This window comes from Aeromonas sp. R2-1 (assembly GCF_040908425.1).
GTDB lineage: Bacteria > Pseudomonadota > Gammaproteobacteria > Enterobacterales > Aeromonadaceae > Aeromonas > Aeromonas caviae.
In genome coordinates this window covers 194,210-217,728 of record NZ_JBFODR010000053.1, presented here as the reverse complement: position 1 = coordinate 217,728, position 23,519 = coordinate 194,210, and the positions used below count along the sequence as shown (strand labels likewise).

Annotated in this window: 19 protein-coding genes and 1 riboswitch; of the genes, 9 read left to right on the top strand and 10 right to left on the bottom strand. The window is 60.3% G+C overall.

Annotation, left to right across the window (positions count from 1 at the left end; genetic code table 11):
* Nucleotides 1–19: 19 nt before the first annotated feature.
* Nucleotides 20–1,372, bottom strand: coding sequence for a lysine-sensitive aspartokinase 3 (lysC, locus tag AB5Y80_RS19405; RefSeq protein ID WP_368173398.1), 1,353 nt, complete (start codon nt 1,370–1,372; stop codon nt 20–22).
* 87 nt (nt 1,373–1,459) lie between these two features.
* Nucleotides 1,460–1,684: riboswitch (Lysine riboswitch) on the bottom strand.
* A 109-nt stretch (nt 1,685–1,793) separates the two neighbouring features.
* Nucleotides 1,794–3,122, bottom strand: coding sequence for an amino-acid N-acetyltransferase (argA, locus tag AB5Y80_RS19400; protein ID WP_041215931.1), 1,329 nt, complete (start codon nt 3,120–3,122; stop codon nt 1,794–1,796).
* A 252-nt stretch (nt 3,123–3,374) separates the two neighbouring features.
* On the opposite strand from argA, the gene msrA reads away from it, so the two are divergent.
* Nucleotides 3,375–4,007 carry a peptide-methionine (S)-S-oxide reductase MsrA gene (gene msrA / locus AB5Y80_RS19395; protein ID WP_010674365.1) on the top strand — a complete coding sequence of 211 codons (633 nt, stop codon included), beginning with the start codon at nt 3,375–3,377 and terminating at the stop codon, nt 4,005–4,007.
* 304 nt (nt 4,008–4,311) lie between these two features.
* Here the strand turns inward: msrA and AB5Y80_RS19390 are convergent, their stop codons facing one another.
* The 3 genes from AB5Y80_RS19390 to AB5Y80_RS19380 are packed head-to-tail and all read right to left on the bottom strand — an operon-like array spanning nt 4,312 to nt 5,562.
* A complete protein-coding gene (locus tag AB5Y80_RS19390) occupies nt 4,312–4,647 on the bottom strand; it encodes a DUF3802 family protein (RefSeq protein ID WP_202042689.1) in 336 nt (111 codons plus the stop codon).
* Between the two features lie 60 nt (nt 4,648–4,707).
* A complete protein-coding gene (locus AB5Y80_RS19385; protein ID WP_041215401.1) occupies nt 4,708–5,187 on the bottom strand; it encodes a GNAT family N-acetyltransferase in 480 nt (159 codons plus the stop codon).
* Between the two features lie 3 nt (nt 5,188–5,190).
* Complete coding sequence (locus AB5Y80_RS19380; protein ID WP_042883097.1) at nt 5,191–5,562, bottom strand: MmcQ/YjbR family DNA-binding protein; 372 nt, start codon at nt 5,560–5,562, stop codon at nt 5,191–5,193.
* Between the two features lie 106 nt (nt 5,563–5,668).
* Here AB5Y80_RS19380 and AB5Y80_RS19375 point away from each other — a divergent pair, with 106 nt between their 5' ends.
* Complete coding sequence (locus AB5Y80_RS19375) at nt 5,669–6,463, top strand: alpha/beta fold hydrolase (protein WP_010674369.1); 795 nt, start codon at nt 5,669–5,671, stop codon at nt 6,461–6,463.
* A 15-nt stretch (nt 6,464–6,478) separates the two neighbouring features.
* Here the strand turns inward: AB5Y80_RS19375 and AB5Y80_RS19370 are convergent, their stop codons facing one another.
* Nucleotides 6,479–7,456, bottom strand: a complete 978-nt coding sequence (locus tag AB5Y80_RS19370; RefSeq protein WP_080944316.1) for a LysR family transcriptional regulator — start codon at nt 7,454–7,456, stop codon at nt 6,479–6,481.
* 61 nt (nt 7,457–7,517) lie between these two features.
* On the opposite strand from AB5Y80_RS19370, the gene AB5Y80_RS19365 reads away from it, so the two are divergent.
* The 7 genes from AB5Y80_RS19365 (at nt 7,518) to AB5Y80_RS19335 (ending at nt 15,864) form a co-directional block, all read left to right on the top strand.
* On the top strand, nt 7,518–9,215 hold the full coding sequence (locus tag AB5Y80_RS19365; RefSeq protein ID WP_324032393.1) for an L-lactate permease: 1,698 nt from the start codon (nt 7,518–7,520) through the stop codon (nt 9,213–9,215).
* Nucleotides 9,216–9,227: 12 nt separating this feature from the next.
* Nucleotides 9,228–10,049: a (Fe-S)-binding protein gene (locus AB5Y80_RS19360; RefSeq protein ID WP_368173413.1), complete on the top strand. Its 822-nt coding sequence runs from the start codon at nt 9,228–9,230 to the stop codon at nt 10,047–10,049.
* Complete coding sequence (locus AB5Y80_RS19355) at nt 10,042–11,478, top strand: LutB/LldF family L-lactate oxidation iron-sulfur protein (RefSeq protein ID WP_368173397.1); 1,437 nt, start codon at nt 10,042–10,044, stop codon at nt 11,476–11,478. The genes AB5Y80_RS19360 and AB5Y80_RS19355 overlap by 8 nt, the downstream gene beginning before the upstream one ends.
* A gap of 1 nt (nt 11,479) precedes the next feature.
* Complete coding sequence (locus tag AB5Y80_RS19350) at nt 11,480–12,124, top strand: LUD domain-containing protein (RefSeq protein ID WP_324063098.1); 645 nt, start codon at nt 11,480–11,482, stop codon at nt 12,122–12,124.
* Nucleotides 12,124–14,931 (top strand): FAD-binding and (Fe-S)-binding domain-containing protein, encoded by a 2,808-nt coding sequence (locus tag AB5Y80_RS19345; RefSeq protein WP_368173396.1) that lies wholly within the window; start codon nt 12,124–12,126, stop codon nt 14,929–14,931. The genes AB5Y80_RS19350 and AB5Y80_RS19345 overlap by 1 nt, the downstream gene beginning before the upstream one ends.
* A 133-nt stretch (nt 14,932–15,064) precedes the next feature.
* Nucleotides 15,065–15,622, top strand: a complete 558-nt coding sequence (locus AB5Y80_RS19340; protein ID WP_323919229.1) for a hypothetical protein — start codon at nt 15,065–15,067, stop codon at nt 15,620–15,622.
* A 62-nt stretch (nt 15,623–15,684) separates the two neighbouring features.
* Nucleotides 15,685–15,864 (top strand): hypothetical protein, encoded by a 180-nt coding sequence (locus AB5Y80_RS19335; RefSeq protein WP_368173395.1) that lies wholly within the window; start codon nt 15,685–15,687, stop codon nt 15,862–15,864.
* A 17-nt stretch (nt 15,865–15,881) separates the two neighbouring features.
* Here AB5Y80_RS19335 and AB5Y80_RS19330 read toward each other — a convergent pair whose 3' ends face one another.
* The 4 genes from AB5Y80_RS19330 to AB5Y80_RS19315 all read right to left on the bottom strand — a co-directional run bounded on the left by AB5Y80_RS19330 (nt 15,882) and on the right by AB5Y80_RS19315 (nt 23,511).
* On the bottom strand, nt 15,882–19,064 hold the full coding sequence (locus AB5Y80_RS19330; RefSeq protein WP_368173394.1) for a hypothetical protein: 3,183 nt from the start codon (nt 19,062–19,064) through the stop codon (nt 15,882–15,884).
* Nucleotides 19,065–19,661: 597 nt separating this feature from the next.
* Entirely contained in the window at nt 19,662–19,811 is a 150-nt protein-coding gene (locus tag AB5Y80_RS19325; RefSeq protein ID WP_368173414.1) for a hypothetical protein, read from the bottom strand.
* A gap of 41 nt (nt 19,812–19,852) precedes the next feature.
* Nucleotides 19,853–20,893: a lipocalin-like domain-containing protein gene (locus AB5Y80_RS19320; protein ID WP_368173412.1), complete on the bottom strand. Its 1,041-nt coding sequence runs from the start codon at nt 20,891–20,893 to the stop codon at nt 19,853–19,855.
* A 185-nt stretch (nt 20,894–21,078) separates the two neighbouring features.
* Nucleotides 21,079–23,511, bottom strand: a complete 2,433-nt coding sequence (locus AB5Y80_RS19315) for an FtsX-like permease family protein (protein WP_368173393.1) — start codon at nt 23,509–23,511, stop codon at nt 21,079–21,081.
* Between the last annotated feature and the right edge of the window lie 8 nt (nt 23,512–23,519).

The following is a 23,519-nucleotide window of genomic DNA, read 5'->3' as shown; positions in this document are numbered from 1 at the left end:
ATGCCAGCGCCGGGGCGACTCAGTCGAGCAGTTCCCGGTGCAGGCAGTTGACGATGTGGCCCGCCTCGCTCTCCTTCACCAGGAAGCAGAGGTTGTGGGCGCTGGCGCCGTAGCAGATCATCCGGATGTTGTGCTCGCGGATGGCGTCGAACACCTGGCTGCCCACCCCGGCCGCCTCGCTCATGCGGTTGCCGATGAGCGCCACCAGGGCGAAACCGGTCTCCACTTCCACCTTGCACAGCTGGCCGAGCTCCGCCAGCACCTTGTCGTTCAGGATGGGTTCGCCGTTGCTCTGGCTGCCGGTGTGATCCAGGGTCAGGGAGACGCTCACCTCGGAGGTGGTGATGAGATCCACCGAGATGCGGTGACGGGCCAGGATGCCGAACACCTCGGCCAGGAAGCCGTAGGCGTGGAACATGTTGAGGCTGTGCAGGGTCACCAGCACCTGCTGGCGGCGCAGAGCCACGGCCCGGAACAGCGGGTTGCTGCGGGTGGTGGCGCGGATCCAGGTGCCACCGGCGGCGGGATCCTTGGCGGAGCCCACGAACACCGGGATGTCCTGGCGCAGCGCGGGTTGCAGGGTGGCCGGGTGCAGCACCTTGGCGCCGAAGGTGGCCATCTCCGCCGCCTCCACGAAGCTGATTTCGGGGATGGGGCGGGCGCGGGTGACCAGGCGGGGATCCGTGGTGTAGATGCCGGGCACGTCGGTCCAGATCTCGATGCTGCCTGCGTCCAGTGCCTCGGCCAAGAGGGCCGCACTGTAGTCGGAGCCGCCACGGCCGAGGGTGGTGGTGCGACCATCGCCGTCGGCACCGATGAAGCCCTGGGTGATGACCAGGCTGTCACCCAGCAACGGGCCCACCGCCTGCTGGCAGAGGGCGCGGGTCGCCGCGAGATCCACGGTGGCCTTGCCAAAGCGGCTGTCGGTGCGCAGCAGCTGGCGCGCATCCTGCCACTGGGCCTTGACCCCGCGCTGGTGCAGGAGTTCGGTAAAGAGACGGGTGGACATCAGCTCGCCGCAGGCGATGAGGCGATCGGCGAGTTCGGCGTCGGTGTGCTGACTGGCCTGACGGGCCATGGTGCGAATGTCGCCGAGCTGGGCATGGATGAGGGCGCTCACGTCGCTCGGGTTGCCAAGGGCGGCCAGAATGGCCAGCTGGATGTCGGCAAGCCTGGCAAGCTGGGCATCCTGTCCGGCTTCGTCCAGTTCACCCTGAGCCAGGCTCACCAGCAGGTTGGTGACGCCGGCGCTGGCGCTCAGCACCACCACCCGGGTCGCCGGATTGGCCAGCACCACGTCGGCGCAGTGGTTCATGGCCGCGGCATTGGCGACGCTGGTTCCGCCAAACTTGGCGACATTGATCGGGTTCATTGCATACTCCTGTCTCAAGGTGAAAATCCGGTTTCATCGGGCAAATAGAGAGGAGGAGGCAAAAAATGGCAGGAAAACGCGAGGATCCCGGCCAGAAGCACTCCACCTGCAGAGCCCATCCCGTACCGGCCCCAGGTGGGGCGCGGTGTGGGATGACCACTACCGATGACAACCCGGGGGATTCAGCCCCCGCAGCCGACGTGGCGGTGTCCAGTCACTCGCCTCGTCTCGGCGCTGCTCCCCCTGACCCAAGTTCACCGGACACTGGTGTCCTCCCTTGGGCTGCCTGGGCAGCGCTCCTCTTCTGGTGCCACCTGTGACAGGTGGCGTGCATGTACAAATACCTTGGTCTGGATTGCACTGTCAATCGAGTTCGTAAAAAAGAACAAAATTGACGGTAACCAGGCACAAGATCAATCAGTTACGAAATGGTCTTGGACAAAACCTTGGAGCGACGCTGCCAGTTGTAGAAGCGCTGGCGCTCCACCGGCAGATCTTCGACTTCCAGGGGATCGAAACCCCGCTCCCGGAACCAGTGGATGGAGCGGGTGGTGAGCACGAACAGGCGACGGATGCCGAGCCGCTTGGCCCGCTCGGCCACCTTGGCGATCAGGGTGTCCCCCCGGTTGGAGTTGCGATACTCCGGGTGGATGGCGACGCAGGCCATCTCGGCCATGGCTTCTTCCATGAAACAATAGAGCGCCGCACAGCCGATGATGAGGCCGTCCCGCTCGATGATAGTGAACTTGTCTATCTCCATCTCCAGCTGCTCCCGGGAGCGGCGCACCAGGATCCCTTCCTCCTCCAGCGGACGGATGAGATCCAGGATGCCGCCGATGTCCTCAATGGTGGCGGCCCTCGCCCGCTCGGCGCTTTCGCGCACGATCTGGGTACCCAGCCCCTCGCGGCTGAACAGCTCCTGCAGCATGGCGCCGTCGTCCTGATAGCTCACCAGGTGGGAGCGGGGCACGCCACCCCGGCAGGAGGCGATGGCCGCGCGCAGGTAGCGGGCGGTGCCTGACATCTCTTCCCCCGCCTGCTCCAGCGCCACCAGCAGCTCTTCGGCCTGCTCGGGGAAGAGCTCGGAGATGGCTTCCCCGTGCCTGTCCATGACCCCCTGGGTGCTGCTAAAGCAGATGAGCTTGTCGGCTTTGAGATCCACCGCCACCCGGCGGGCCACCTCTTCCGAGCTCAGGTTGAAACTCTCGCCGGTGACCGAGCAGCCGATGGGGGAGATGAGCACCAGGCCGTGCTGATCCAGCTGGCGGGTGATCCCCTCCACATCGATGCGACGCACCCGGCCGCTGTGGCAGAAGTCGATGCCGTCATCCACACCCAGCGGCTGGGCGGTGACGAAGTTGCCGCTCACCACGCTGATGCGGGCCCCCTGCATGGGGGTGTTGGCGAGGCCCATGGAGAGCTGGGCGGTGATGTCGTATTGCAGACCGCCGCACACCTGCTTGATGATGGCGAAACTGGCATCGTCGGTGACCCGGATCCGCTTGTGATACTGGGCCTGGATGCCGGCACGGGCCAGGGCCTCGTCATTTTGCGGACGCGAACCAAACACCAGTACCAGGCGGATCCCCAAGGTCTGCAGCAGGGCGATGTCGCTGACGATGTTGGCGAAATTGGGGTGACAAATGGCTTCCCCGCCGATCATCAGGACGAAGGTGGCACCCCGGTGCACATTGACATAGGGGGTGGATTGCCGAAAGGCATGGACCAGGCTGGGTTCGCGTTCACGCACGTGTTTCATTCCATAAAAAAGCAGCAATTCGCCCAATATATGAAAATAAATTCACAAATCAAGACTAAATATCGACTTGATGTTTTTTTGTCGCCATTTTGACCAGTGCGTGCGGGGAGGGGAAGACGCTGGCGAGGACGGGAGGGTCGCCCCGGGGGCCGCTCCCTGGTTGATCCGGGCTAATAACCTGATATCTTCGGTGTTCCTTTTCGTCAGCCGCATTGCGCGGGGTTTTATACAAGGACAGGGCATATGGAGCAGATTATTTCACCGGCAGAGGCGCTGCCGGGACGGCGGGAAGCACTGGAGATTGGCCAGGTGCACGCAGTAAACGGTCACCCGACCCAGGGACCCTGGCCCGAGGGGATGGAGCTTGCCTGGTTCGGCATGGGCTGTTTCTGGGGGGTGGAGCGTCTGTTCTGGCAGCAGCCCGGGGTCTATTCCACCGCCGCCGGGTATCAGGGGGGGCTGACCCCCAATCCCACCTACAAGGAGGTGTGCAGCGGCCTGACCGGCCACGCCGAGACGGTGCAGGTGGTGTTCGATCCCAAGGTCATCAGCTACGGGGATCTCGTCAAGCTGTTTTGGGAACACCATGATCCGGCCCAGGGGATGCGCCAGGGTGGCGACATCGGCACCCAGTATCGCTCCGTCATCTTCGTCGGGGACGACACCCAGGAGGCGATTGCCCAGCAGAGCCTGGCCGCCTACCAGCAGGCCATGACGGCGAGCGGTGACGGGCGCACCATCACCACCCGCATCCTGCCGCTGGCCCCCTTCTACTATGCCGAGGATTATCACCAGCAATATCTGGAGAAGAATCCCGAGGGGTATTGCGGCCTGGGGGGCATTGGCGTCTGCCTGCCTCCCAGCCTGAATCGCTGAGGCGTCATTGCATACCACGGGGGCCATCAGGCCCCCGTGTCATTGTGATGAAAAATAATTGAAAAAAATGCGTCAGGTGGGGAACTAAACTGAACCCTGGCTGACCAACAGGGTAGCGACCACGGATGGTTGCCAAGACCAGACACATTTTTTTGCCCCGAAATTCATTACTCTGACAAGCGCGATGAATTGACAATGCTAGCAAGCAGGGCTGCCCGATGAGGCGGCCCTTTTCATTGGGCGTCCCGCCTCACTCCTCGCCTCATTGCATCTCGTCCCCTTGCCGTCACGGCAGGGGCTGGGGTCAGCTGATGGTGTTGTCGAACAGGTTCTTGATGAGGTCGATGAACTCGATGAGGAAGGCTTGTTGGGCTTCGCTGGGGGCGGACAACCAGACGGCGGAGAGCACCTCTTCCAGATCGGCGACCACGGCATCGGCCTCCTGCATGATCAGGAAGCGCACCTTGGGGTCGAGCTGGGGGTTCTGCTCGCAGATGGCCATCAGGTTGTCGGCCACCCGGCTGCTCACCAGATCCTCGATGGTCTGGGCGCCGCCGCCCTGTTGCTGGCTCTCGAACAGACCCAGACTCTCTACCAGATACTCGATCAGCGCAATGTAACCGTCGCTCTCTACCACCATGATGGCTGCCCTTTCTTCATTGCCTTGGGGAAATGGTGCGTATTTTAGTGGCTGAACCCGTCATGGCAAGCGGCAGTGGAGCCGATGGCGGATAAATTGGACACCGCCGCGCTCCACCGTCTCCAATCCGGTCAGCAGGAAGCCGTGACGCAGGAAGAGAGCGAGGCTGAAGGCGCTCGCCTCCGTGGTGAGGCTGCCAAGCCCCATCTGGCTGGCGGCTGCCAGCACCCGCTCCAGCAGCAGGGTGCCGAGCCCCTGGCGCGGATGATCCGCGCTCACGTAGAGCAGGCTGAGATGACCGTCATCGCTCAGGGTGGCAAAGCCAAGGGGCACATCGTCTTGCTCGATGACCCAGCCATGGTGCTCGCGCAACTGGCTGGCAAGCCCCGGGTGATGGGCGCCCCTGGCCCACTGCTCCACCTGCTCCGGGCTGTAGTGTGCAGGCCCCAGGCGGCGTACCGACTGCTCGAACAGATCCAGCAGCCTTGGTATGTGCGCCTCCTCGAGGGGGACGATGCGAGGAGAAGAAGGAGACGGCATGGGTCAACCCTCCCTGATGGTCGCGCGGGGGGCCTGGGGCCGCTTCGCCCTGGGCAGACCCGCCACCACCCGCTCATAGGAGTGGACTACCCAGCCCTGCCAAAGATCGTCAGACAGGCCTTCACTCAGGGTCACCGTGTTCCAGTGCTGCTTGTTCATGTGCCAGCCCGGTTTCACCTCGGGGTGGATCTCCCGCAGCAGCAGGGCGAGTTCGGGTTCGCACTTCAGGTTGATGGAGAGGGGCTCCGCCTGCCAGTCCACCAGGGCAAACATCTTGCCGGCGATGCGGTAGACCAGGATCTCCGGGCCGAAGGGGGTGTCCTCGGTGGCGCCGGGCTGGCTGAGCAAAAATTCACGCAATTGAACGAGGGTCATGGGGACTCCAGGCTGGTCCGATCATGGTGGAAGCATGTTCACCGGGGTGAGCCTTCTGTTAATATGCGCGCCGAGTATACCCCCCATCACCCCGGGAGCCCATGAGATGTTGTACCACAAGACCTTTGAACTGGGTCCCGATCGGGATTGGGTGGTGTTCGTGCACGGTGCGGGCGGCAGCTCCTCCATCTGGTTCAAGCAGTTGCGGGCCTACCGGGAGCACTTCAACGTGCTGCTGCTGGACCTTCGCGGCCACGGCCAGTCCAACCAGCTGCAGCAGGTGGTAAAGGGGCACTACAGCTTTCGGGCCGTGACCGAGGACATCCTGCGCCTGCTGGATCACCTGCGCATCCCCCACGCCCATTTTGTCGGCATCTCCCTTGGCACCATCCTCATCCGCCACCTGGCGGAGCTTCGCCCCGAGCGGGTCAAGAGCATGGTGCTCGGCGGCGCCATCCTGCGTCTCGACATCCGCTCCCGGGTGCTGGTGCAGCTTGGTCGCCTCGGCCAGCACTTCCTGCCCTACATGTGGCTCTACCGCCTGTTCGCCTTCATCATCATGCCGCGCCAGCACCATCAGGAGTCCCGCAACCTCTTCGTGCGCGAGGCTCGCAAGCTCTGCCAGAAGGAGTTCAAGCGCTGGTTCCGTCTCGCCACCGAGGTGAACCCCCTGATGCGCTACTTTCGCGAGCGGGCCCTGCCCATTCCCACCCTCTACGTGATGGGGGAGGAGGATCACATGTTCCTCGCCCCGGTGCGTGAGCAGGTGGCCCGCGACCCTTACAGCCGCCTCGAAATCATCGAAAAGTGCGGCCACGTCTGCAACGTGGAGCAGCCGGATCACTTCAACCGCCAGTCCCTGGCGTTTCTCTCCCGTCAGGCGGCGTCATCCGCCCTCTGAGGCCCGACAAGGGCCTCAGAGGAAGTAGTGGCCAATCTCCAGATAGCGCTGGCGGATGTGTTCGATGAGCAGCCTTATCTTGCGCGGCGGCTGGCGGGTGAAGGGGTAGACGGCGTAGATGCCGAGCTTCTTGCCCACCCGGTCGGGAAACAGGTCCACCAGATCCCCCTGCATCAGGTCGTGATAGACCAGACAGCGCGGTACATAGACGATGCCGCGCCCCCCCAGCGCCGCCTTGCGCAGGGCCCCGGCGTTGTCGGTTGAAAAGCTCCCCGACACCGACACCAGATAGTTGCCCTCTTCCCCCTTGAAGGCCCACTCCGAGGCCCCCGTGCTCTGGTAGGCGTAGCGCAGGCAGTTGTGGGTGAGCAAATCCGACGGCTCGCGCGGTGCCCCGAAGCGGCGCACATAGGCGGGGGCGGCGCAGATGACCCACTGGGAGTCGAGAATGTGGCGGGCAATCAGGCTCGAGTCATCCAGATAGCCGGTGCGAATGACCAGATCGAACCCCTCTTCCACCAGGTTGACGAAGCGGTTGTCCAGCGACATCTCCACCGTGAGCCCCGGGTGCTGCTGGCAAAAATCGGCCACCGCATCGGCGAGCAAGAGCTCGCCGGAGATGGTGGGCACCGACATCCGCACATGACCGCTCACCTTTTCACCAAATCCCGCCACCGCGTCGAAGGCGTCCAGTGCGGCGGCCTTCACATTTTTGGCACCTTGATAGAGCGCCTTGCCCGCCTCGCTCAGGGTGAGCCGGCGGGTGGTGCGATAGAGGAGCTGGACCCCGAGCTCCTCTTCAAGACGCCCGATCCGCTTGCTAACCACTGAATTTGTCAGGGAATTTTGTTCAGCTACCTTGCTGAAGGATCCGGCCTCCACCACCTGGGCGAAGAGGATGAGGTCGTCGGTACTGGCCATATTGATCAACTTTTGGAACGAATGTTGTTCATTATTTCCATATATCGCGAAAAAGGAACAGGGTAAGGTCACGTCCGCTTAACAAAACAACAACAAGGTGCGCCTCTGCACCCCTCTGGACAAGGACGCAATGATGACAGACACCCTGCTGGCCCTGGTGGCCTTCTCGCCGATCCTGGTGGCCGCCGTGCTGCTGGTCGGCCTCAACTGGCCCGCCAAGCGCGCCATGCCCGTCGCCTTCCTATTGACCGTGTTCATCGCCCTCTGGGGCTGGCAGATGAGCCCGACCCGGGTCTTCGCCTCCACCCTGCAGGGGCTGGTGATCACGGTGACCGTGCTCTGGATCGTGTTCGGCGCCATCCTGATGCTCAACACCCTGAAACACACCGGCGCCATCACCGCCATTCGCGGCGGTTTTACCAACATCTCGCCGGACCGGCGCATCCAGGCCATCATCATCGCCTGGTGCTTCGGCGCCTTTATCGAAGGGGCCTCGGGTTTTGGCACCCCGGCCGCCATCGCCGCGCCGCTGCTGGTGGCCATCGGCTTTCCGGCGCTCGCCGCCGTGCTGCTCGGCATGATGATCCAGTCCACCCCGGTGTCGTTCGGCGCGGTGGGCACCCCCATCCTGGTGGGGATCAACAAGGGGCTGGATAACCAGGCCATCGGCCAGACCCTGAGCGCCGGTGGCAGCAGCTGGGACATCTACCTGCAGCAGGTGACCACCAACGTGGCCCTCATTCACGCCACCGTCGGCACCCTGATGCCGGTGCTGATGGTGATGATGCTGACCCGCTTCTTCGGCCGCAACCGCAGCTGGACCGAGGGGCTCTCCATCCTGCCCTTCGCGATTTTCGCCGGGCTCGCCTTCACCGTCCCCTATGCCTTCACCGGCATGCTGCTCGGCCCCGAGTTCCCGTCCCTCATCGGCGGTCTGGTGGGGCTGGCCCTGGTGGTGACGGCGGCGCGAGCCGGTTTTCTGGTGCCCAAGAACTCCTGGGATTTCGCCCCCGAGAACGAGTGGCCCGCCGAGTGGCTGGGCTCCTTGAAGCTCGATCTCAAAGAGGCCGCTGGTCGCCCCATGTCGCTCATGCTGGCCTGGCTCCCCTATGTGGCGCTGGCGCTCCTGCTGGTGGCGAGCCGGGTGAGCCCGGCATTCAAGGCCAGCCTCCTGTCGGTGAGCCTCGCCTTCACGGACCTTTTGGGAGAGAAGGGGGTCAGCGCCTCCATTGAGCCACTCTACCTGCCGGGGGGCCTGCTGGTGCTCTGCGCCCTGCTCGCCACCTGGCTGCAATCGCGCTCCCTCGCCCCCTTCGGGCGGGCGCTGGGGGAGTCCAGCCGCACCCTGATCGGCGCCGGCTTCGTGCTGATTTTCACCGTGCCCATGGTGCGCATCTTCATCAACTCCGGCGTCAACGGGGCGGATCTCGCCAGCATGCCGGTGACCACCGCCAACTTTGCCGCCGGGCTGGTGGGGGAGTTCTTCCCGGCCCTCAGCGCCACCATCGGCGCGCTGGGGGCCTTTATCGCCGGCTCCAACACGGTATCGAACATGATGTTCAGCCAGTTCCAGTTTGAAGTGGCCCAGACCCTGGGGGTCTCCACCGCCGCCATGCTGGCCCTGCAGGCAGTCGGTGCCGCCGCGGGCAACATGATCGCCATTCACAACGTGGTGGCGGCCTCGGCCACCGTGGGGCTGCTCGGTCGTGAGGGGGCGACGCTGCGCAAGACGGCGCTGCCGACCCTCTACTACCTGCTGGTCACCGGCCTTATCGGGCTGGCGCTCATGTACAGCTTCCACATCTCGGACGCACTGCTGCAGCTCAAGTAAGGAGAGCAAGTGATGAAGGTAATGCGGGTCTACCCGGCCAAGCCGGCCGATGTCTATCTCTACGCCACCTGTCTGGTGGACCTGTTCGACCCGGTGGCGGGGCTCGATGCCATCGCCCTGATCGAGCGGGAAGGGATAAGGGTGCACTTTGTCGAGAAACAGACCTGCTGCGGGCAGCCGGCCTACACCTCGGGTCACGAGGAGGAGGCGCGCAAGGTGGCGCAAAGCCAGATGGCGCTCTTCCCCGAGCCCTGGCCGGTGGTGGTGCTGTCGGGCTCCTGCGGCGGCATGATGCACCACCACTACCGCCGCCTCTTCCCCGAGAGCCCCGAGGTGGCGGATTTTTGCGATCGGGTGTTCGAGCTCACCGAGTTTCTGGCCCGGGTCTGCCGGGTGCGCTGGCACGGGGTGGGGGAGGCGAGCATCGTCATGCACACCTCCTGCTCGGCCCGGCGCGAGATGCAGGTACACACCACGGCCCGCAGCCTGTTGGGGCAGCTCGATGGCGTCACCTTGCACGAGCAGGCCTACGAGAGCGAGTGCTGCGGCTTTGGCGGCACCTTCTCGGTGCGCCATCCCCACATCAGCCAGGCCATGGTGGAGGACAAGACCCGCCACCTGCTGGCCACCGGCGCCGACACCCTGGTGAGCGCCGACTGGGGGTGCCTCTTGAACATCAAGGGATCCCTGGCCTATCAGGGCAGGATCTTGCCTGCCACCCACCTGGCGAGCTTCCTGCTCGCCCACAGCCGCCCCGACAGTGACGAAATAGCTCATAACGGCGCCGCTGTTAGCGATTTGGCTCATACCAAAGAGGCCCTGCCCCATGTCTGATCACGCCAAGTATTCGCCGCGCCGCTTCCATCCCCAGGCCGAGGCGGCCCTGGCCGACCCCGTGCTGCGCCAGAATTTTCGCGGCGCCATGGATTACCTGCGCGCCAAGCGCCGGGATGCCTTCGCCGACCCGCAGGAAGAAGCGGCGGTGCGCGATGCGGCGGAGCAAATCCGCCTGCGCTGTCTCTCGCGCCTGCCGGACCTGCTGGAGCAGCTCGAAGCCAACTGTGAGCGCAACGGCATCCGGGTGCACTGGGCCCAGACGCCGGCCGAGGCCAACGCCATCATCCTCGGCATCGCCCAGCAACACGGGGTGAGCAGCATCGTCAAGGGCAAGTCCATGGTGAGCGAGGAGGTGGGCTTCAACCACGAGATGGCGCGCCACGGCATCCGCTGCCTTGAGAGCGACATGGGAGAGTTTATCGTCCAGCTCGACGGCGACACCCCGTCCCACATCATCATGCCCGCCATCCACAAGAACAAGCAGGAGGTGAGCGACACCTTCGCAAGCAACCTGGAAGGCTTCACCCCCACCACGGACGTGGACGCCCTGATCCAGACCGGGCGGCGGGCCCTGCGCGAAGAGTTTCGCCGCGCCGGCATGGGGCTCTCCGGCGTCAACTTTGCGGTGGCCGAGACCGGCAGCCTGTGTCTGGTGGAGAACGAGGGCAACGGGCGCATGTGCACCACGGTGCCGAAAGTGCACGTGGCCATCACCGGCATCGAGAAGGTGGTGGAGTGCCTATCCGATGTGCCGCCCCTCTACAGCGCCCTGACCCGCTCGGCCACCGGACAGGCCATCACGACTTACTTCAACGTCATCAGCGGCCCGCGCCGGGCAGGGGAGCTGGACGGCCCGGATGAGGTGCACCTGGTGCTGCTCGACAACGGCCGCAGCCAGGCTTACCGGGACGAAGAGCTGCGCAAGACATTGCAGTGCATCCGCTGCGGCGCCTGCATGAACCACTGCCCGGTCTACACCCGCATCGGCGGCCATGCCTACGGCACCATCTACCCGGGGCCCATCGGCAAAATCATCTCCCCCCACCTGCTGGGGCTGGAGAGCACGAGCGATCTGGTGACCGCATCGAGCCTGTGCGGCGCCTGCGGCGAGGTGTGCCCGGTGCGCATCCCCATTCCCGACCTGTTGCAGCGCCTGCGCCGGGAGGCCAAGCACGACGCACAGCCCGGTCACGAACCGCTGGCGGGGCAGGGGGCGGCCAAAAGCCGGCTCGAGACCCTCGCCATGCAGGGCTTTGCCTTTGCCGCCACCCACCCGCGCCTCTACCACGCCGCAACCGGGGTGGCCGGTCGCCTGCGGGGCTTGATGCCCAAACACCTGGGCCTCTGGACCCAGTGCCGCGAAGCCCCCAAACCCGCCTCCCAGAGCCTGCACGCCCTGCTGCGCCAGAAGAAGAAGGAGTCCTGAGATGTCGAGCAAAGAGGCCATATTAAGCCGCCTGCGCGGCGCCGCCACCCCCATGGCCCACGCCCCCCATGGCTGGCAGCCCTGGCGCGGGGAGGATGAACAGGCACGGCGCGAGCGCTTTGTTGCCGGGATCAGCGCCAGCCACGCCGAGATCCTCACAGTCCAACAGGCAAACCTGGCCCGGGATCTGGCCGCCTGGTTGGATCAAGAAGGCGTGACGCATCTGGCCTGTGGCCAGGGCGGTCGCTGGCAGGCGGCGGTCGCGGCGGCTTGCGCCGGGCGATCTGTGTTGACCCCCGCAGGCGAGTTCGCGAGCTGGAAGGACGATCTGTTCGACGTCTGTCAGGCGGGCATCACCCACTGCGCGGGCGCCATCGCCGATACCGGCACGCTCGTGTTGCTGCCGGATGGCGGCGAGCCGCGCACCCTCTCGCTTGTGCCACCCTGCCATATCGCCCTGCTGGCGGCCTCCACCATCGCCGACAACCTGGCGGGGCTGGTGGCGGCCGGGCGCTGGCAACAGGCCATGCCCACCAACCTGTTGCTGGTCTCCGGCCCCTCCAAGACCGCCGACATCCAGCAGACCCTGGCCTACGGCGCCCACGGCCCGAGCCGCCTCTTGGTCGTGCTGGTGGAGGATTGCTGATGCGCTGGAATGAATTTGACGCCGCCGTGCTCTCGCGTATTCCGCCGGAGCGGCTGGTGAGCGATCCGGATTTACGGCTGGCCCACGGCACGGACGCCAGCTTCTACCGCCTGGTGCCCGAGCGCATCGTGCGCCTCGACTCCCTCGAGGAGGTGCGCTTCGTGCTCGGAGTGTGCCGCGAATTGGGCCTGCCGTGCACCTTTCGCGCCGCTGGCACCAGCCTCTCGGGCCAGGCCCTGAGCGATTCGGTACTCATCACCCTGACCGACAGCTGGCGCGGCCACCGCATTCTGGACGAGGGGGCGCGCATCGCCCTGCAACCCGGGGTGATCGGCGCCGATGCCAACCGCTATCTGGCGCCCCTGGGGCGCAAGATTGGGCCGGATCCCGCCTCCATCAACGCCTGCAAGCTCGGCGGCATCGCCGCCAACAACGCGAGCGGCATGTGCTGCGGCACCGCCCACAACAGCTATCACACCCTGCACGCCATGACCCTGCTGCTGGCCGATGGCACCGTGCTGGAGAGCGGCGATCCCCAGAGCCGCGCCGCCTTTTCTGCCAAACGCCCGGAGCTGCTCACGGGGCTTGCCGCCCTGCGTGCCGAGGTGCTGGCGAATACTGAGCTTGCCGCCAAAATTCGCCACAAGTACCGGCTCAAGAACACCACCGGCTACGCCATCAACGCCCTGCTCGATCATGAGGATCCCGTCGATATCCTCACCCACCTGATGATTGGCTCGGAGGGGACCCTCGGCTTTATCGCCGAGGTGGTGCTCGATACCGTGCCCGAATACCCCCACAAGGCCTCGGCCCTGCTGGTGTTTCGGGACGCCGAGCAGGCCTGTCTGGCCACCTCGCGCCTTAAAGCTGCGCCGGTGGCGGCGGTGGAGCTGATGGATGGGCGATCCCTTCGCTCGGTGGCGGGCAAGCCCGGTCTGCCGGACTTTATCAAGACCCTGGATCTGGCCGCCTGCGCCCTGCTTGTGGAGGTGCATGGGGAATCGAAAGAGGCGCTGGTGGATCGCTGCGAGCAGGTGACGGCCAGGGCGGGCGAGTTCGTTCAGGTCGCCTCTGTGCCTTTTACCAGCGACAGCGCCGGGCTCTGGGCCATTCGCAAGGGGCTTTTCCCGGCGGTGGGGGCGGTGCGCACCACCGGCACCACCGTCATCATCGAGGATGTTGCCTTTCCCATCGAGCGTCTGGCCGAAGGGGTGGCGGGGCTGCAAGCCCTGTTCGATCGCTTCGAATACGGTGAAGCCATCATCTTCGGCCACGCGCTGGAGGGGAACCTGCACTTCGTCTTTACCCAGGGGTTCGATGATCCGGCGCAGGTGGCCCGTTACGGCGCCTTTATGGATGCGGTGGCGGAACTCGTCGCCGTGCGCTTTGGCGGGTCCCTCAAGGCCGAGCACGGCACCGGCCGCAACATGGCCCCCTATGTGGAGCTGGAATGGGGGCCGGAGGGAATGGCGCTGATGCGGCGCATCAAGGCGCTGCTGGACCCCGATGGCCTGCTCAATCCCGGCGTCATCATCAACGATGACCCCAAGGCCCACCTGGCCCATCTCAAGCCCATGCCGGCGAGCGATGCCATCGTGGATCCGTGCATCGAGTGCGGTTTTTGCGAGGCAGTCTGCCCCTCGCGCACCCTGTCACTGTCGCCGCGCCAGCGCATCGTGCTCTATCGCGAACTGGCCCGCCGCACTCGTGCCGATGAGCCCTCCAACCAGCTGGCCCGGCTGTTTGACTATCAGGGGATTGAGACCTGCGCCGCCACCGGGCTGTGCGCCGATCGCTGCCCGGTCGGCATCAACACCGGAGCGCTCATCAAGAAGCTGCGCACAGACAAGTACCAGCGCTTCGTGCCCATCGCCCGCTGGAGTGCCGATCACTTCGCCGGCGTCACCCGCACGGCTCGCGGTGCGCTGGGCCTCAAAGCCATTGCCGGCAAGCTGCTGGGGGAAAAAGCTCTGGCAGGGCTGGTGAACGGGGTTCGCCATCTGAGCGGCCAGCGCACGCCCGCCTGGCTGCCGACCCTGCCGGGGCCGAGCCGCTACCGGTGGCCCCAAGGGGAGGGGAGCCATGGCGGATCCAATGAGGGCATTGGAGAGGATCGCGCCGTGGTTTACCTGCCGTCCTGCGCGAGCCGGGTATTCGGCCAGCAGGAGGAGGCCCCGTCACTGCCGGACGTGGTGCAATCACTTCTCAATAAAGCGGGCTGCCGGGTCATCGTGCCGGTGAGAGTTGAGGGGCTCTGCTGCGGCATGCCCTATGACAGCAAGGGGATGAGCGAGGTGGCACAGGGCAAGCGTACAGAGCTGGCCGAGGCCCTGTGGCAGGCAAGCGAGCAGGGGCGCTGGCCCGTGCTGCTCGACACCAGCCCCTGCGTGCAGCGACTGCTCTCGGGGGCGCTCGGCAAGGGCCTTCGGGTGTTCGAGCCCTCTGCCTTTGTGCTGGAACACCTGCTGCCCCACCTTGAGCTGACCCCCCTGGATGAGACAGTGATGCTCCATATCACCTGCAGCAGCCGGCGCATGGGGCTGGGGGAGACCATGCTGGCGCTGGCCCGCGCCTGTGCCCGCGAGGTGATCGTGCCTGAGCATATCCAGTGCTGCGGCTTTGCCGGCGACAAGGGGCTGATGACCCCGGAGCTCAACGCCGCGGCCCTCGCCAGCCTGCCCGCCCAGGTCCCCAGGGATTGCCGTCAGGGATTCAGCAACAGCCGCACCTGTGAAATGGGGCTCAGCCAGCACGCCGGCATTCCCTATCACAGCATCCTCTATCTGGTGGATCAGGCGGCGAGATAGAGAAAAAAACGGCAGGATAACTATCCTGCCGTTTTCAATGGGGTGAACAAGGTGGCTTAAAAACGGGACTTGTCTGGTGCTACGTGCTATGAAAGGGGCCGATGCTGATACGAACGATGGCAAGGAAGGATTGATGACGCCGCTAAACCACTATCTGCCTGCCTATCACTTCTGTGAAGAGCACGCTCGCGACATTGCCGCCGACCCGCGCACCGTCATCCAGGCGGCGTCCAACTATCGACCGGAAGCGGATCCGGCCTTTCGCCACCTGATCGGCTTGCGGGAAGTGCCGATGCGCCTTGGGCATCTTCTCGGTCGCCAACAGAGCGCCAGCCCGCCTCCCTTTGGCTTGGACAGATTCGTGCAGCTCGACAGCCAGGACGACAACACGCTGCTCTACGGCCTTGTCGGCCGGTTCTGGCGGCCGGACTTTGGTCTGGTGACCATGGCGGACAGTCAGGCGTATCTGGACTTTGCGGCGCCAGGCGTTGCAAAACTGGCCCTGGGGTTTTCGGCCAGCCGCCAGCCAAACGGCACCACCCGGTTGACCACCCAGACAAGGGTGTTCTGCCCGGATCTGGCCTGCCGCCTCAAATTCGCACCTTACTGGTATCTGATCCGCCCCGTCAGCGGCCTGATCCGGCGCCGGATACTGGGCGCCATCAAGGCAGAAAGCGAAAGAGGGTTGTAAGGCCATGCCGGAGTGTTCACCTGTACTTTCACTTTTTGGCGCAAACAGAAGATGAGGGATTAATGACGTCTGAGTTCCCCATTGCCGTGCTTGCAGCCATGGAATACAGCCGCACCTGCGAAATGGGGCTCAGCCAGCACGCCAGCATTCCCTATCACAGCATCCTCTATCTGGTGGATCAGGCGGCGAGACAAAGAAAACCCCGACAGAATAAATTCTGCCGGGGTTTATGCATTGGTTAAATCGGTTATAACCTTAGTTAGTTTATATTTTTGTTGTTATTACTGTCTTGGAGTTCAAGCTTTATACATGGAGTGTCATTAGCTAATGTCACTGTCATCCAGTATTTGAATGTCAAACTACCAATGGTACTGCTACCATCATTTAATTCAAAACTGACATCTACATATTGTTCATTGCCTATATCATGAATACCAATGGTATCAAATAACTCTTTGCTTGTGAGAAGGCAGTCATCAATGTTGTCAAGTTCAAGAGAGTAAACCTCGCAATCGCCGATATGACAAATATATTCACTATCAAAGCCATCTTGGTGTCTTATACCATATTTTTTTGCAACTTCTAATTCATATAATGAGCTGTGAAGAATGTCTTTCAAGCTTTGGTGGCCGACAAATAGTACAGGGCATGCCATTAACAATGAAAACTTCATAATATCAGAAAGGATACTGTCGATATCAGTGTATTTGTATAGTTCTAAACATGGTTGTTTCAGTAATTTACTTAGTATGTTTGATTTTATGTTTTCAAAAATAAATTCAGACAGCCAACTTTCTTCATTAATTGCCCGGCTTATATTTAGGCCACAGGCAATTTGTTCTTTAGCATAATTATTAAGCTTTATCCTAAAAGGAGAGTCATCAGGAAGAGCATTTCGAATAATATGTTCAAAAAGTCCTAGCGGGAAGCGATGTGCATTTTCTCTTTTCAAGAAGGATGAGCTTGCAATTCCAAGTTTTGTCAGGCGATCCCTGTCTATTTTAGCATTTAAAACAGACTGATTCTGACTGCTAGTGATTTTGGAAATAATATCTCTTAAAGATTTAATAAAATTAGTTTTACAGGGTTCTAAGTTATCATATTCAACTAAAATGAATTCGTGGTTCTCTTTGGCAATGTTAATCCACTCATTTAGATCTGAAATTATTGCTTGTTTTTCTTCATATTCAAAAAAATTGGAAGAAAGAACATCATCCCATCTGTAGGATAGCGCCCATGATGTATGGGACATAGAAATAGCAATTTCAACATAAGCTAAATTCATACTCTTTGGGTCGTTTGCACCCCACCCAGAGTAAATTCTACCAGTTACACGCCTTTCTTCATAGATACGGCCGAATGACTCCAGAATTGATGAGAGCCAATTACCATACTCACCGTTATTACCACCATTGTAATCTCTATGTCTAATATAAGAGCCAAGCAGGTCGCCAGCATTTAATATTTTATTGTGATTTTGTCTAAGTGAGCCAGATGGATAAATTTGCTCACCAGATAACAGCGCCTTGACATATTTTTTCAATATTTCTGGCTGTTCACTATTAGGTTTTAATAGTATGTAGCAAGCAGTAATAACCCTTAGGTCTAAATGAGCATTTTTAAAAGATAAGTCAAATGCAGCGCTATCGTTATAGATGTTTCCATTGAGAATAAACTGCCAATTTTTACTAGTTGGCTTCATTGATAGAAAGAAATAATTAATTGGCTCTGTACGCCAATGCAAATAGATGTTCCAATGGTTATCTCTTGAAAATGTATAAAACCAGTTATTGAGCATATCAACTCCCCAACCGGCGGCTTCGTAATTGCCAAATCGGAGAGCTGAAATTGTTGTTGATGCTGTACACTCCAAATGTGTTATAAGAGCAGAATATACACTGCTTATATTACTAGTCCGCTTTGAAGTTGACTCAATGTACATAATCCAACTTTCCCAAGCACCAACAAAATCATAGAGGATATCTTCATACTTATTAGCGATCCTCAAGTCACTAGACTCCGAGTTGTATGAGCGCCACTCTATCAGTAGATACCACAAATAGTAACTGGCTTTTATAAGATCTTTCAATTCCTTTTCAATAAATGAATCTCTTCTAGAAATTATGCGCCTATGAAAACCGAGCATGCTTTGATAAAATCGAGTGTTGTCATGTATTATTTCGACAGTTTCCTTTGCAAGGCGATAATATTCGGTAATAAGCTCATCAAGGTAATTCTTTCCAAATAAGCCACTGTCCGATAATGTTAACCAGTTATCTAGTTTACCTTTGCTTCCTTTAAAAGATAGTACCGAAGCAAGTTTAGCATGCCATAGAGAAATGTTATCTAGAGCGTTTGTAAATTCTCTTACATCACCATCTCTAATTGCGTCATTTGCGGGGCCAATAAAAGCATTCAGTAAACTTAATAATCCCGTGTTTTTCTCACTGTTTTTCCTTTCAAAAGAGAAAGATAATTTTATTAGTAATTTTACTATAGGGTTTAATGTAAAGTCGCTAAATGTAGCAATAAGGACTGTATTGTTAGTTCGATTACCTATTAGTGGATTGATTATTAGTTTTGCTCCTTGTTGCTTCTTAAGCTTCAGGATGAATATTTGAATTCTTATCGCAGAGTTAAGCAACCACAGGTTTACATCTTTTATGGAACAACGGAACTTCACATTTCGAGTTATTTCTTGACTGTTTCCTCCAAAGTAATTGTATGTCATTACTGCCATGATGTTTTCATCTGGGTTGACAATTAGGTTGTTATCAACCGCATTTTCTAATAATTTAATTTTAACTCTGCGGCGGATATCTAATTCACATGTTTCATTTATTGAAAAACGGAAAACTATTTCTTCGCGAGAGTTATCATCCAGCATCCTAAATGTTTGCACGAAAAACCAAGCTGTCAACAATAAATTTGATAAAAACCAAATTGCTGAGGTGATACAGATGGCGACGTATTTGTATTCAGTGATTGTTGCTTTTAAAAAATAACCTGCAACAATAAACCCTGAGAGTGTAAGTCCACTCAGGCCGGCAAACATAAATCCAGAATACTTTTGGTATAAGGGAAAGATAATGGTTTTGGCTGATTTATTTTGGAAAAGAATGCTGATCAGGCCAACAACTAATGGATATACGACACCAATTATAGTTAGTTGTCCACCTAATAAGGTGCTTTGCCAGTCAAGAATTTTTCTCCAATCTGGAGCATATATAACAATATATGGTTTGATCCATGGCTGCCAGATTATTAAATTATAAGTCACCAGGCCTGATAGCATTAGTGTTAACAGAATATATCTTTTGTAGTGGGTTGACCATCGGACAATGCTTTTTTCGAAAAAATTCCACCGATTATCCAAAAATATTTTGTTTTTGTAAAGTGACCCTCTTATCTCTTTGTTTACTCTAGATGAAAGCGTAGCCATAAAAAAACCTAATGATATTCCCATTGGAAAAAATTGCCTTATGCTCTGCAATTAATATTTAAAGGTGGGGCATGTGAGCTTTTTGTATTGAGTTGGTTTTACACAAACAATTTAGTGCTGTCTAATTTCATGCATAAAGTTATTACTTATTTAGAACGATAAAAAAGTTTATAATTGATTTTAAATTGATATGTCATTATTTTGACAAATAAAGATTGCTACCGCACGGGGTTGCAGCTCCCCGTGTGCTCTTTTTAACCAAGTTGAATAGGGGGAAATCATAGCCACTCCTTGGCTGCCTTTGGGGCTCTAAGGGCCGGATGAGTAGCCTATCAAAGGCTGACCGCTCCTGTTGAGTAAAAACACAGCCGATCCGTGGGATTTGAATGAAATCTTGATGGCGGTCAGATTTTTACACGGAAAGGTCGAGAGAAACGGGGGGAGGGGAGATGGCTTCTCTTCTTTTCTGCTGCTCCGCCCGACCAACCAAGTCATGTGTTATTTCTTGTTTATCAATGCCTTGTAACAGCTTGTTGCAGATCTTGCGTCGACCGGCGAACCCTTCCTTCAGTAAATTCAGCGGCGATTGAATGCACCTCACATAACAAAGCAATTGCAAGGAACAAGAGTCATGAGAATGCACCACAAAGTCATGCTGGCCATCGCCTGCACCGCCGCCCTGTCCGCCTGTGACATAGAGAAGGCGGCCAACAGCATCGCCAAGCGCGCGCTGATGCTGACATCCATGAGTCGAACCTGCTTATCCGCGATGGCGAACGGGGTAAGACTCAGTAGCCCGTCATCTCTAGATAACCGACGCCTTTTGCGTCTCCCGAGACTAAGACCGCCCCTTCCCAGTAGTCAAAGCGCCCCGTCATGGCCTGATTGGCTTGGCGGGCACGGATCGTCAGGTTCAAATCGGCGGCTTCCAGTTGCCACTCGATGGGGTAGGCTTGCCCCTTGGGGCCACGCCAGGTCTTGCCGGGGGTGAGGTGGATGTGATCTGGGCTCAGCACCCGGCTGCTGCCATCCCGCTCGATCAGGATGCCGTAGCGGTTCTCAGGCTCAGTGTGGCCCGCTTTGGTGCGCAGGCGAAACAGCATCAGCTCGCGGCCATCGTCAAATTGCAGCGAAAACCAGTCCCAGCCCGATTGCCACTCGGCCAATACCGAGCTGCTCCACTCGTGATCAAACCACCCCTCACCGCTGACGTGGCGGGTCTCCCCATCCAGGGTCAAAGTGCCGCTGATGGTCAGGCGAGGGTAGGAGTAGTAGAAGGAGGCGTTGCCCGGGCTCTTCTCGCTGTAACCTGCTTTGCCTTGCAGCACCGCCGGCTTGGCGGCACTCACCTTCACATCAAGATCCCCCGCCTTGCTCTGCACCTTGAGGGTGGCGGGAAAAAGCGTCTCTCCTTGAGAGGTAAGCCGCCACTCTTTCAGCCAATACTCACCACCGCTGGCACCGGCGAGCCCTGGCCCCTGGCGGCTGGTGCGCTCGTCCTGCTGGTGGCGGCCTTTGCTCACATCCGTGATGGCGAACTGGGCCAACCAGAGTTGAGGGGTGAGCCAGGGGTTGTCGGATGTTATCTCCTGCTCGATGCCTTGGCGAAACAGGGTCCACTGCATGCCGTAGCCGCGTCCCTGCTCGTCTTTGAGGTTGCCGGTGAGATACCACCACTCGGAGCGGTAGTCGGGGTGGGCAGCGTGATCCGCGGGCAGGTTGATGGACTGATCCGGCAGGGCCTTTTTGAAGTGATTGCTACCACCGCCGAGGATGCTCCCCAGATCGCTGGCCTGCGCGTGGCCGCTTATGGCAACAAGCGGGATCAAGCGGGCTGCAAGCCACAGGGTCCGTAAAGAGGACAAGATTCCCCTCACCTTGGCCCTCTCCCGAAGGGAGAGGGGATGGTTCGCGGCAGCTCTGTGCGCTTCTCTGCGCTGAATCAAGTGCGGTGACAGAGACCTGGTCAATGGGAACGTCAAGCCATGGCCGAGCCAGAGCGCTAACCGATATGTCATACCACTCTCCTTGCGGCGTACCAGGAGGCCAGCGCACCGCACACCGGCGCCAGCAGAAGCGCCGTGACGGCGTGCAGGGGGGCGGCCTCGAAGGCCAGCCGCCAGCCAAAGGCACGGGGGTTGACCACCTCAATCAGCACCCAGGCAAGGCCATAGCCCACCGGCAGGGCCAGGAGCGCCGTGAGCAGTCCGAGGCCTGCCCCTTGCCACACCAGCAGCCGGCGGCAGTGGCGCGGGCTCAGGCCAAGGCTTTGCAGGGTCTGCAACTCGCCGCGCCGGGCCAGCCCCAGCACCATAAAGGCCGAGCCGATGCCGACGAAGGCGATCCCCAGGATCAGCAACTTCAATAGTTCGGTCACCACGAAGGTCTGGTCGAACACCCTGAGGGCTGCGGCGTGGATGGCGGGGGCGGGCAACAGGTTCACCTGCTCACCAAACTGGCTCCTGAGCCTGTCGCCAAGGCGCTCGGGATCCGGGCTGAAGAGGGCAAGGGATTGCACCTTGCCCCCTTCGAAGGCGTGCAGTATCTGTCCCTTGTCGCTGCCGTAATCCTGATAGACGCCGGTGACGGTGAGCGTGCGTGGCCCCTGCTCGCCGCTCACCTCGAGGCGCTGGCCCACCCTGACCCCGAGGCGTACCGTCAGCGGTTCGCTCGCCAGCACCTCGTCGGGAGCGGCGGGCCAGCGCCCGGCGAGCAAGGGATAGGCGGCTTTGAGCTCGGGAATAAAGTCCATCTGCGCCCACTCGATGGGCTGACCCTGCCAGCGGGCGGGGAGCACGGCGCGGCGGGAGGCGGCGCGCACATCCGGCGCGGCGAGGATGGTGTTGAGGGTCTGCTCGCCGAGGGCGCCCCTGCTGCCTGCCACCCCCTTGGGGGCGGTGACGTAGAGATCGGCGGCCAGACGCTGGCCGAGCCAGATCTCCACGCTCGAGCGAAAGCTCGACACCATGACCCCGATGCCGATGGCTGCGGCGATGGCCAGTTGCAGCGCCATCACCGCGATGGCGGTGCGATCCAGGTGATGGAGGGTTTCTGCCACCCCGAGCCGGGCGGTGAGGGGGCCGCGTGCACGCAGCCGCCCCAGCAAGGAGCGAAGGGCATCGGGCAGCAGGAGGGCCATGGCGAGCAGCCAGCCTCCGGCCACGAAGAGGGCGCCGCCAAGGCCGGTTTCTGGCCGCCATAGACACAGGGTGCACAGCAGCAGGATGGCGATGGCAAGCCCCCGGCGTTGCCAGGGGTGAGCCGGTGGGCGACTGTTGCCCTCTCGCAGCGCAAGGGGGGATTGGCGCAGCAGTTGCCACCAGCCGGGCAGGTTGGCGGCAAGCATCCCCAGAAGGCCAATCACCAGCGCCTTGCCAAGGCTCGTCGGGGAGAGGCGCAGCAGGTCGATGGGGTTGGGGCCATAGAGATCGGCCAGCGCCTGGGTGAGCTGCCCCATCAGGGCGAGGGCCAGCAGGCTCCCCAGCAGCAGCCCGAGCAGGGTGCCGAGGGTGGCGAGGATCAGGATCTCCAGGGTCAGCCAGCGCAGCACCCGGCGCGGCGGCATCCCGAGAATGATGAGCTGGGCGAGCAGGGGGCGGCGCACGCTCTGCACGAAGCGCTGGGCGTTGAACACCAAAAACAATCCCACCGCCATGGCGAGCAGGGAGAGGGCGGTAAGGTTCAGGGCCAGCGCATCCCCGAGCTGGCTGGCATCGAGCGCCGGGCTGATGGGCTCAAGCCAGAGGGGTTGATGGGGGGCATTGGATTGCAGGGCCGCCTGCAAGGCTCTTTGCAAGGTATTGGCCTCTTGCTCGCTGAGCTTGAAGACGATGCGATCCAGTCTGCCAGCCTTGCCAAGCAGGGGCTGGGCGAGGCCGATGTCGGTCACCAGCAGCCGCTCCATGGGGACGGCGCCGGGCTCGAAGGTGCCCGCCAGGGTCAGGGTCAGGGTCAGGGGGCGTTGCCCCTCATCCCCCAGTACAAAGGTTCGCGACTGGCCCGGTTGCCAGTCAAGGCGCCTCGCCTCGGGGGCGGCCAGCCAGACGCTGTCGGCACGATTCAACGAGACATCGGGTTGGCTGTCTGGCGCATCGCCAAAGAGGCGGCGCAGGGGGCCGGGGTTGAAGAGATCCATCCCCAGCAACTGGAAGCTGCGCCCCTGCTCGTCCTTGAGCCAGGCGTGAAGCTCTGGCATGGCGTCAAGGTTCGGCTGGCTTCGCACCAGCCTCACGTAGACTTGCTCATCCAGGCCACCCTGGGGGGCCAGGCGGTAGTTGGCCTCCCCGGCGAGCTGGCTGCGGGCGGCGACGAAGTTGGTGCGGGCGCTGTGGTTCAAGAGCTCGATGGCCACCACCAGGGTGACCCCGAGGGTGAGTCCGGCCAGGCTCATCAAGAGCAGCCAGGGGTGAGCGCGATAGAGGCGCAGCAGTGCCTTGAGGGGCAACATCAGCAGGC

Coding starts and splice junctions, on each gene's coding strand:
- lysC (WP_368173398.1), bottom strand. CDS start 1,372: ATGAACCCGATCAATGTCGCCAAGTTTGGCGGAACCAGCGTCGCCAAT.
- msrA (WP_010674365.1), top strand. CDS start 3,375: ATGGAGCAGATTATTTCACCGGCAGAGGCGCTGCCGGGACGGCGGGAA.
- AB5Y80_RS19390 (WP_202042689.1), bottom strand. CDS start 4,647: ATGGTGGTAGAGAGCGACGGTTACATTGCGCTGATCGAGTATCTGGTA.
- AB5Y80_RS19385 (WP_041215401.1), bottom strand. CDS start 5,187: ATGCCGTCTCCTTCTTCTCCTCGCATCGTCCCCCTCGAGGAGGCGCAC.
- AB5Y80_RS19380 (WP_042883097.1), bottom strand. CDS start 5,562: ATGACCCTCGTTCAATTGCGTGAATTTTTGCTCAGCCAGCCCGGCGCC.
- AB5Y80_RS19375 (WP_010674369.1), top strand. CDS start 5,669: ATGTTGTACCACAAGACCTTTGAACTGGGTCCCGATCGGGATTGGGTG.
- AB5Y80_RS19365 (WP_324032393.1), top strand. CDS start 7,518: ATGACAGACACCCTGCTGGCCCTGGTGGCCTTCTCGCCGATCCTGGTG.
- AB5Y80_RS19360 (WP_368173413.1), top strand. CDS start 9,228: ATGAAGGTAATGCGGGTCTACCCGGCCAAGCCGGCCGATGTCTATCTC.
- AB5Y80_RS19355 (WP_368173397.1), top strand. CDS start 10,042: ATGTCTGATCACGCCAAGTATTCGCCGCGCCGCTTCCATCCCCAGGCC.
- AB5Y80_RS19350 (WP_324063098.1), top strand. CDS start 11,480: ATGTCGAGCAAAGAGGCCATATTAAGCCGCCTGCGCGGCGCCGCCACC.
- AB5Y80_RS19345 (WP_368173396.1), top strand. CDS start 12,124: ATGCGCTGGAATGAATTTGACGCCGCCGTGCTCTCGCGTATTCCGCCG.
- AB5Y80_RS19340 (WP_323919229.1), top strand. CDS start 15,065: ATGACGCCGCTAAACCACTATCTGCCTGCCTATCACTTCTGTGAAGAG.
- AB5Y80_RS19335 (WP_368173395.1), top strand. CDS start 15,685: ATGACGTCTGAGTTCCCCATTGCCGTGCTTGCAGCCATGGAATACAGC.
- AB5Y80_RS19330 (WP_368173394.1), bottom strand. CDS start 19,064: ATGGCTACGCTTTCATCTAGAGTAAACAAAGAGATAAGAGGGTCACTT.
- AB5Y80_RS19325 (WP_368173414.1), bottom strand. CDS start 19,811: ATGGATGTCAGCATCAGCGCGCGCTTGGCGATGCTGTTGGCCGCCTTC.
- AB5Y80_RS19315 (WP_368173393.1), bottom strand. CDS start 23,511: ATGTTGCCCCTCAAGGCACTGCTGCGCCTCTATCGCGCTCACCCCTGG.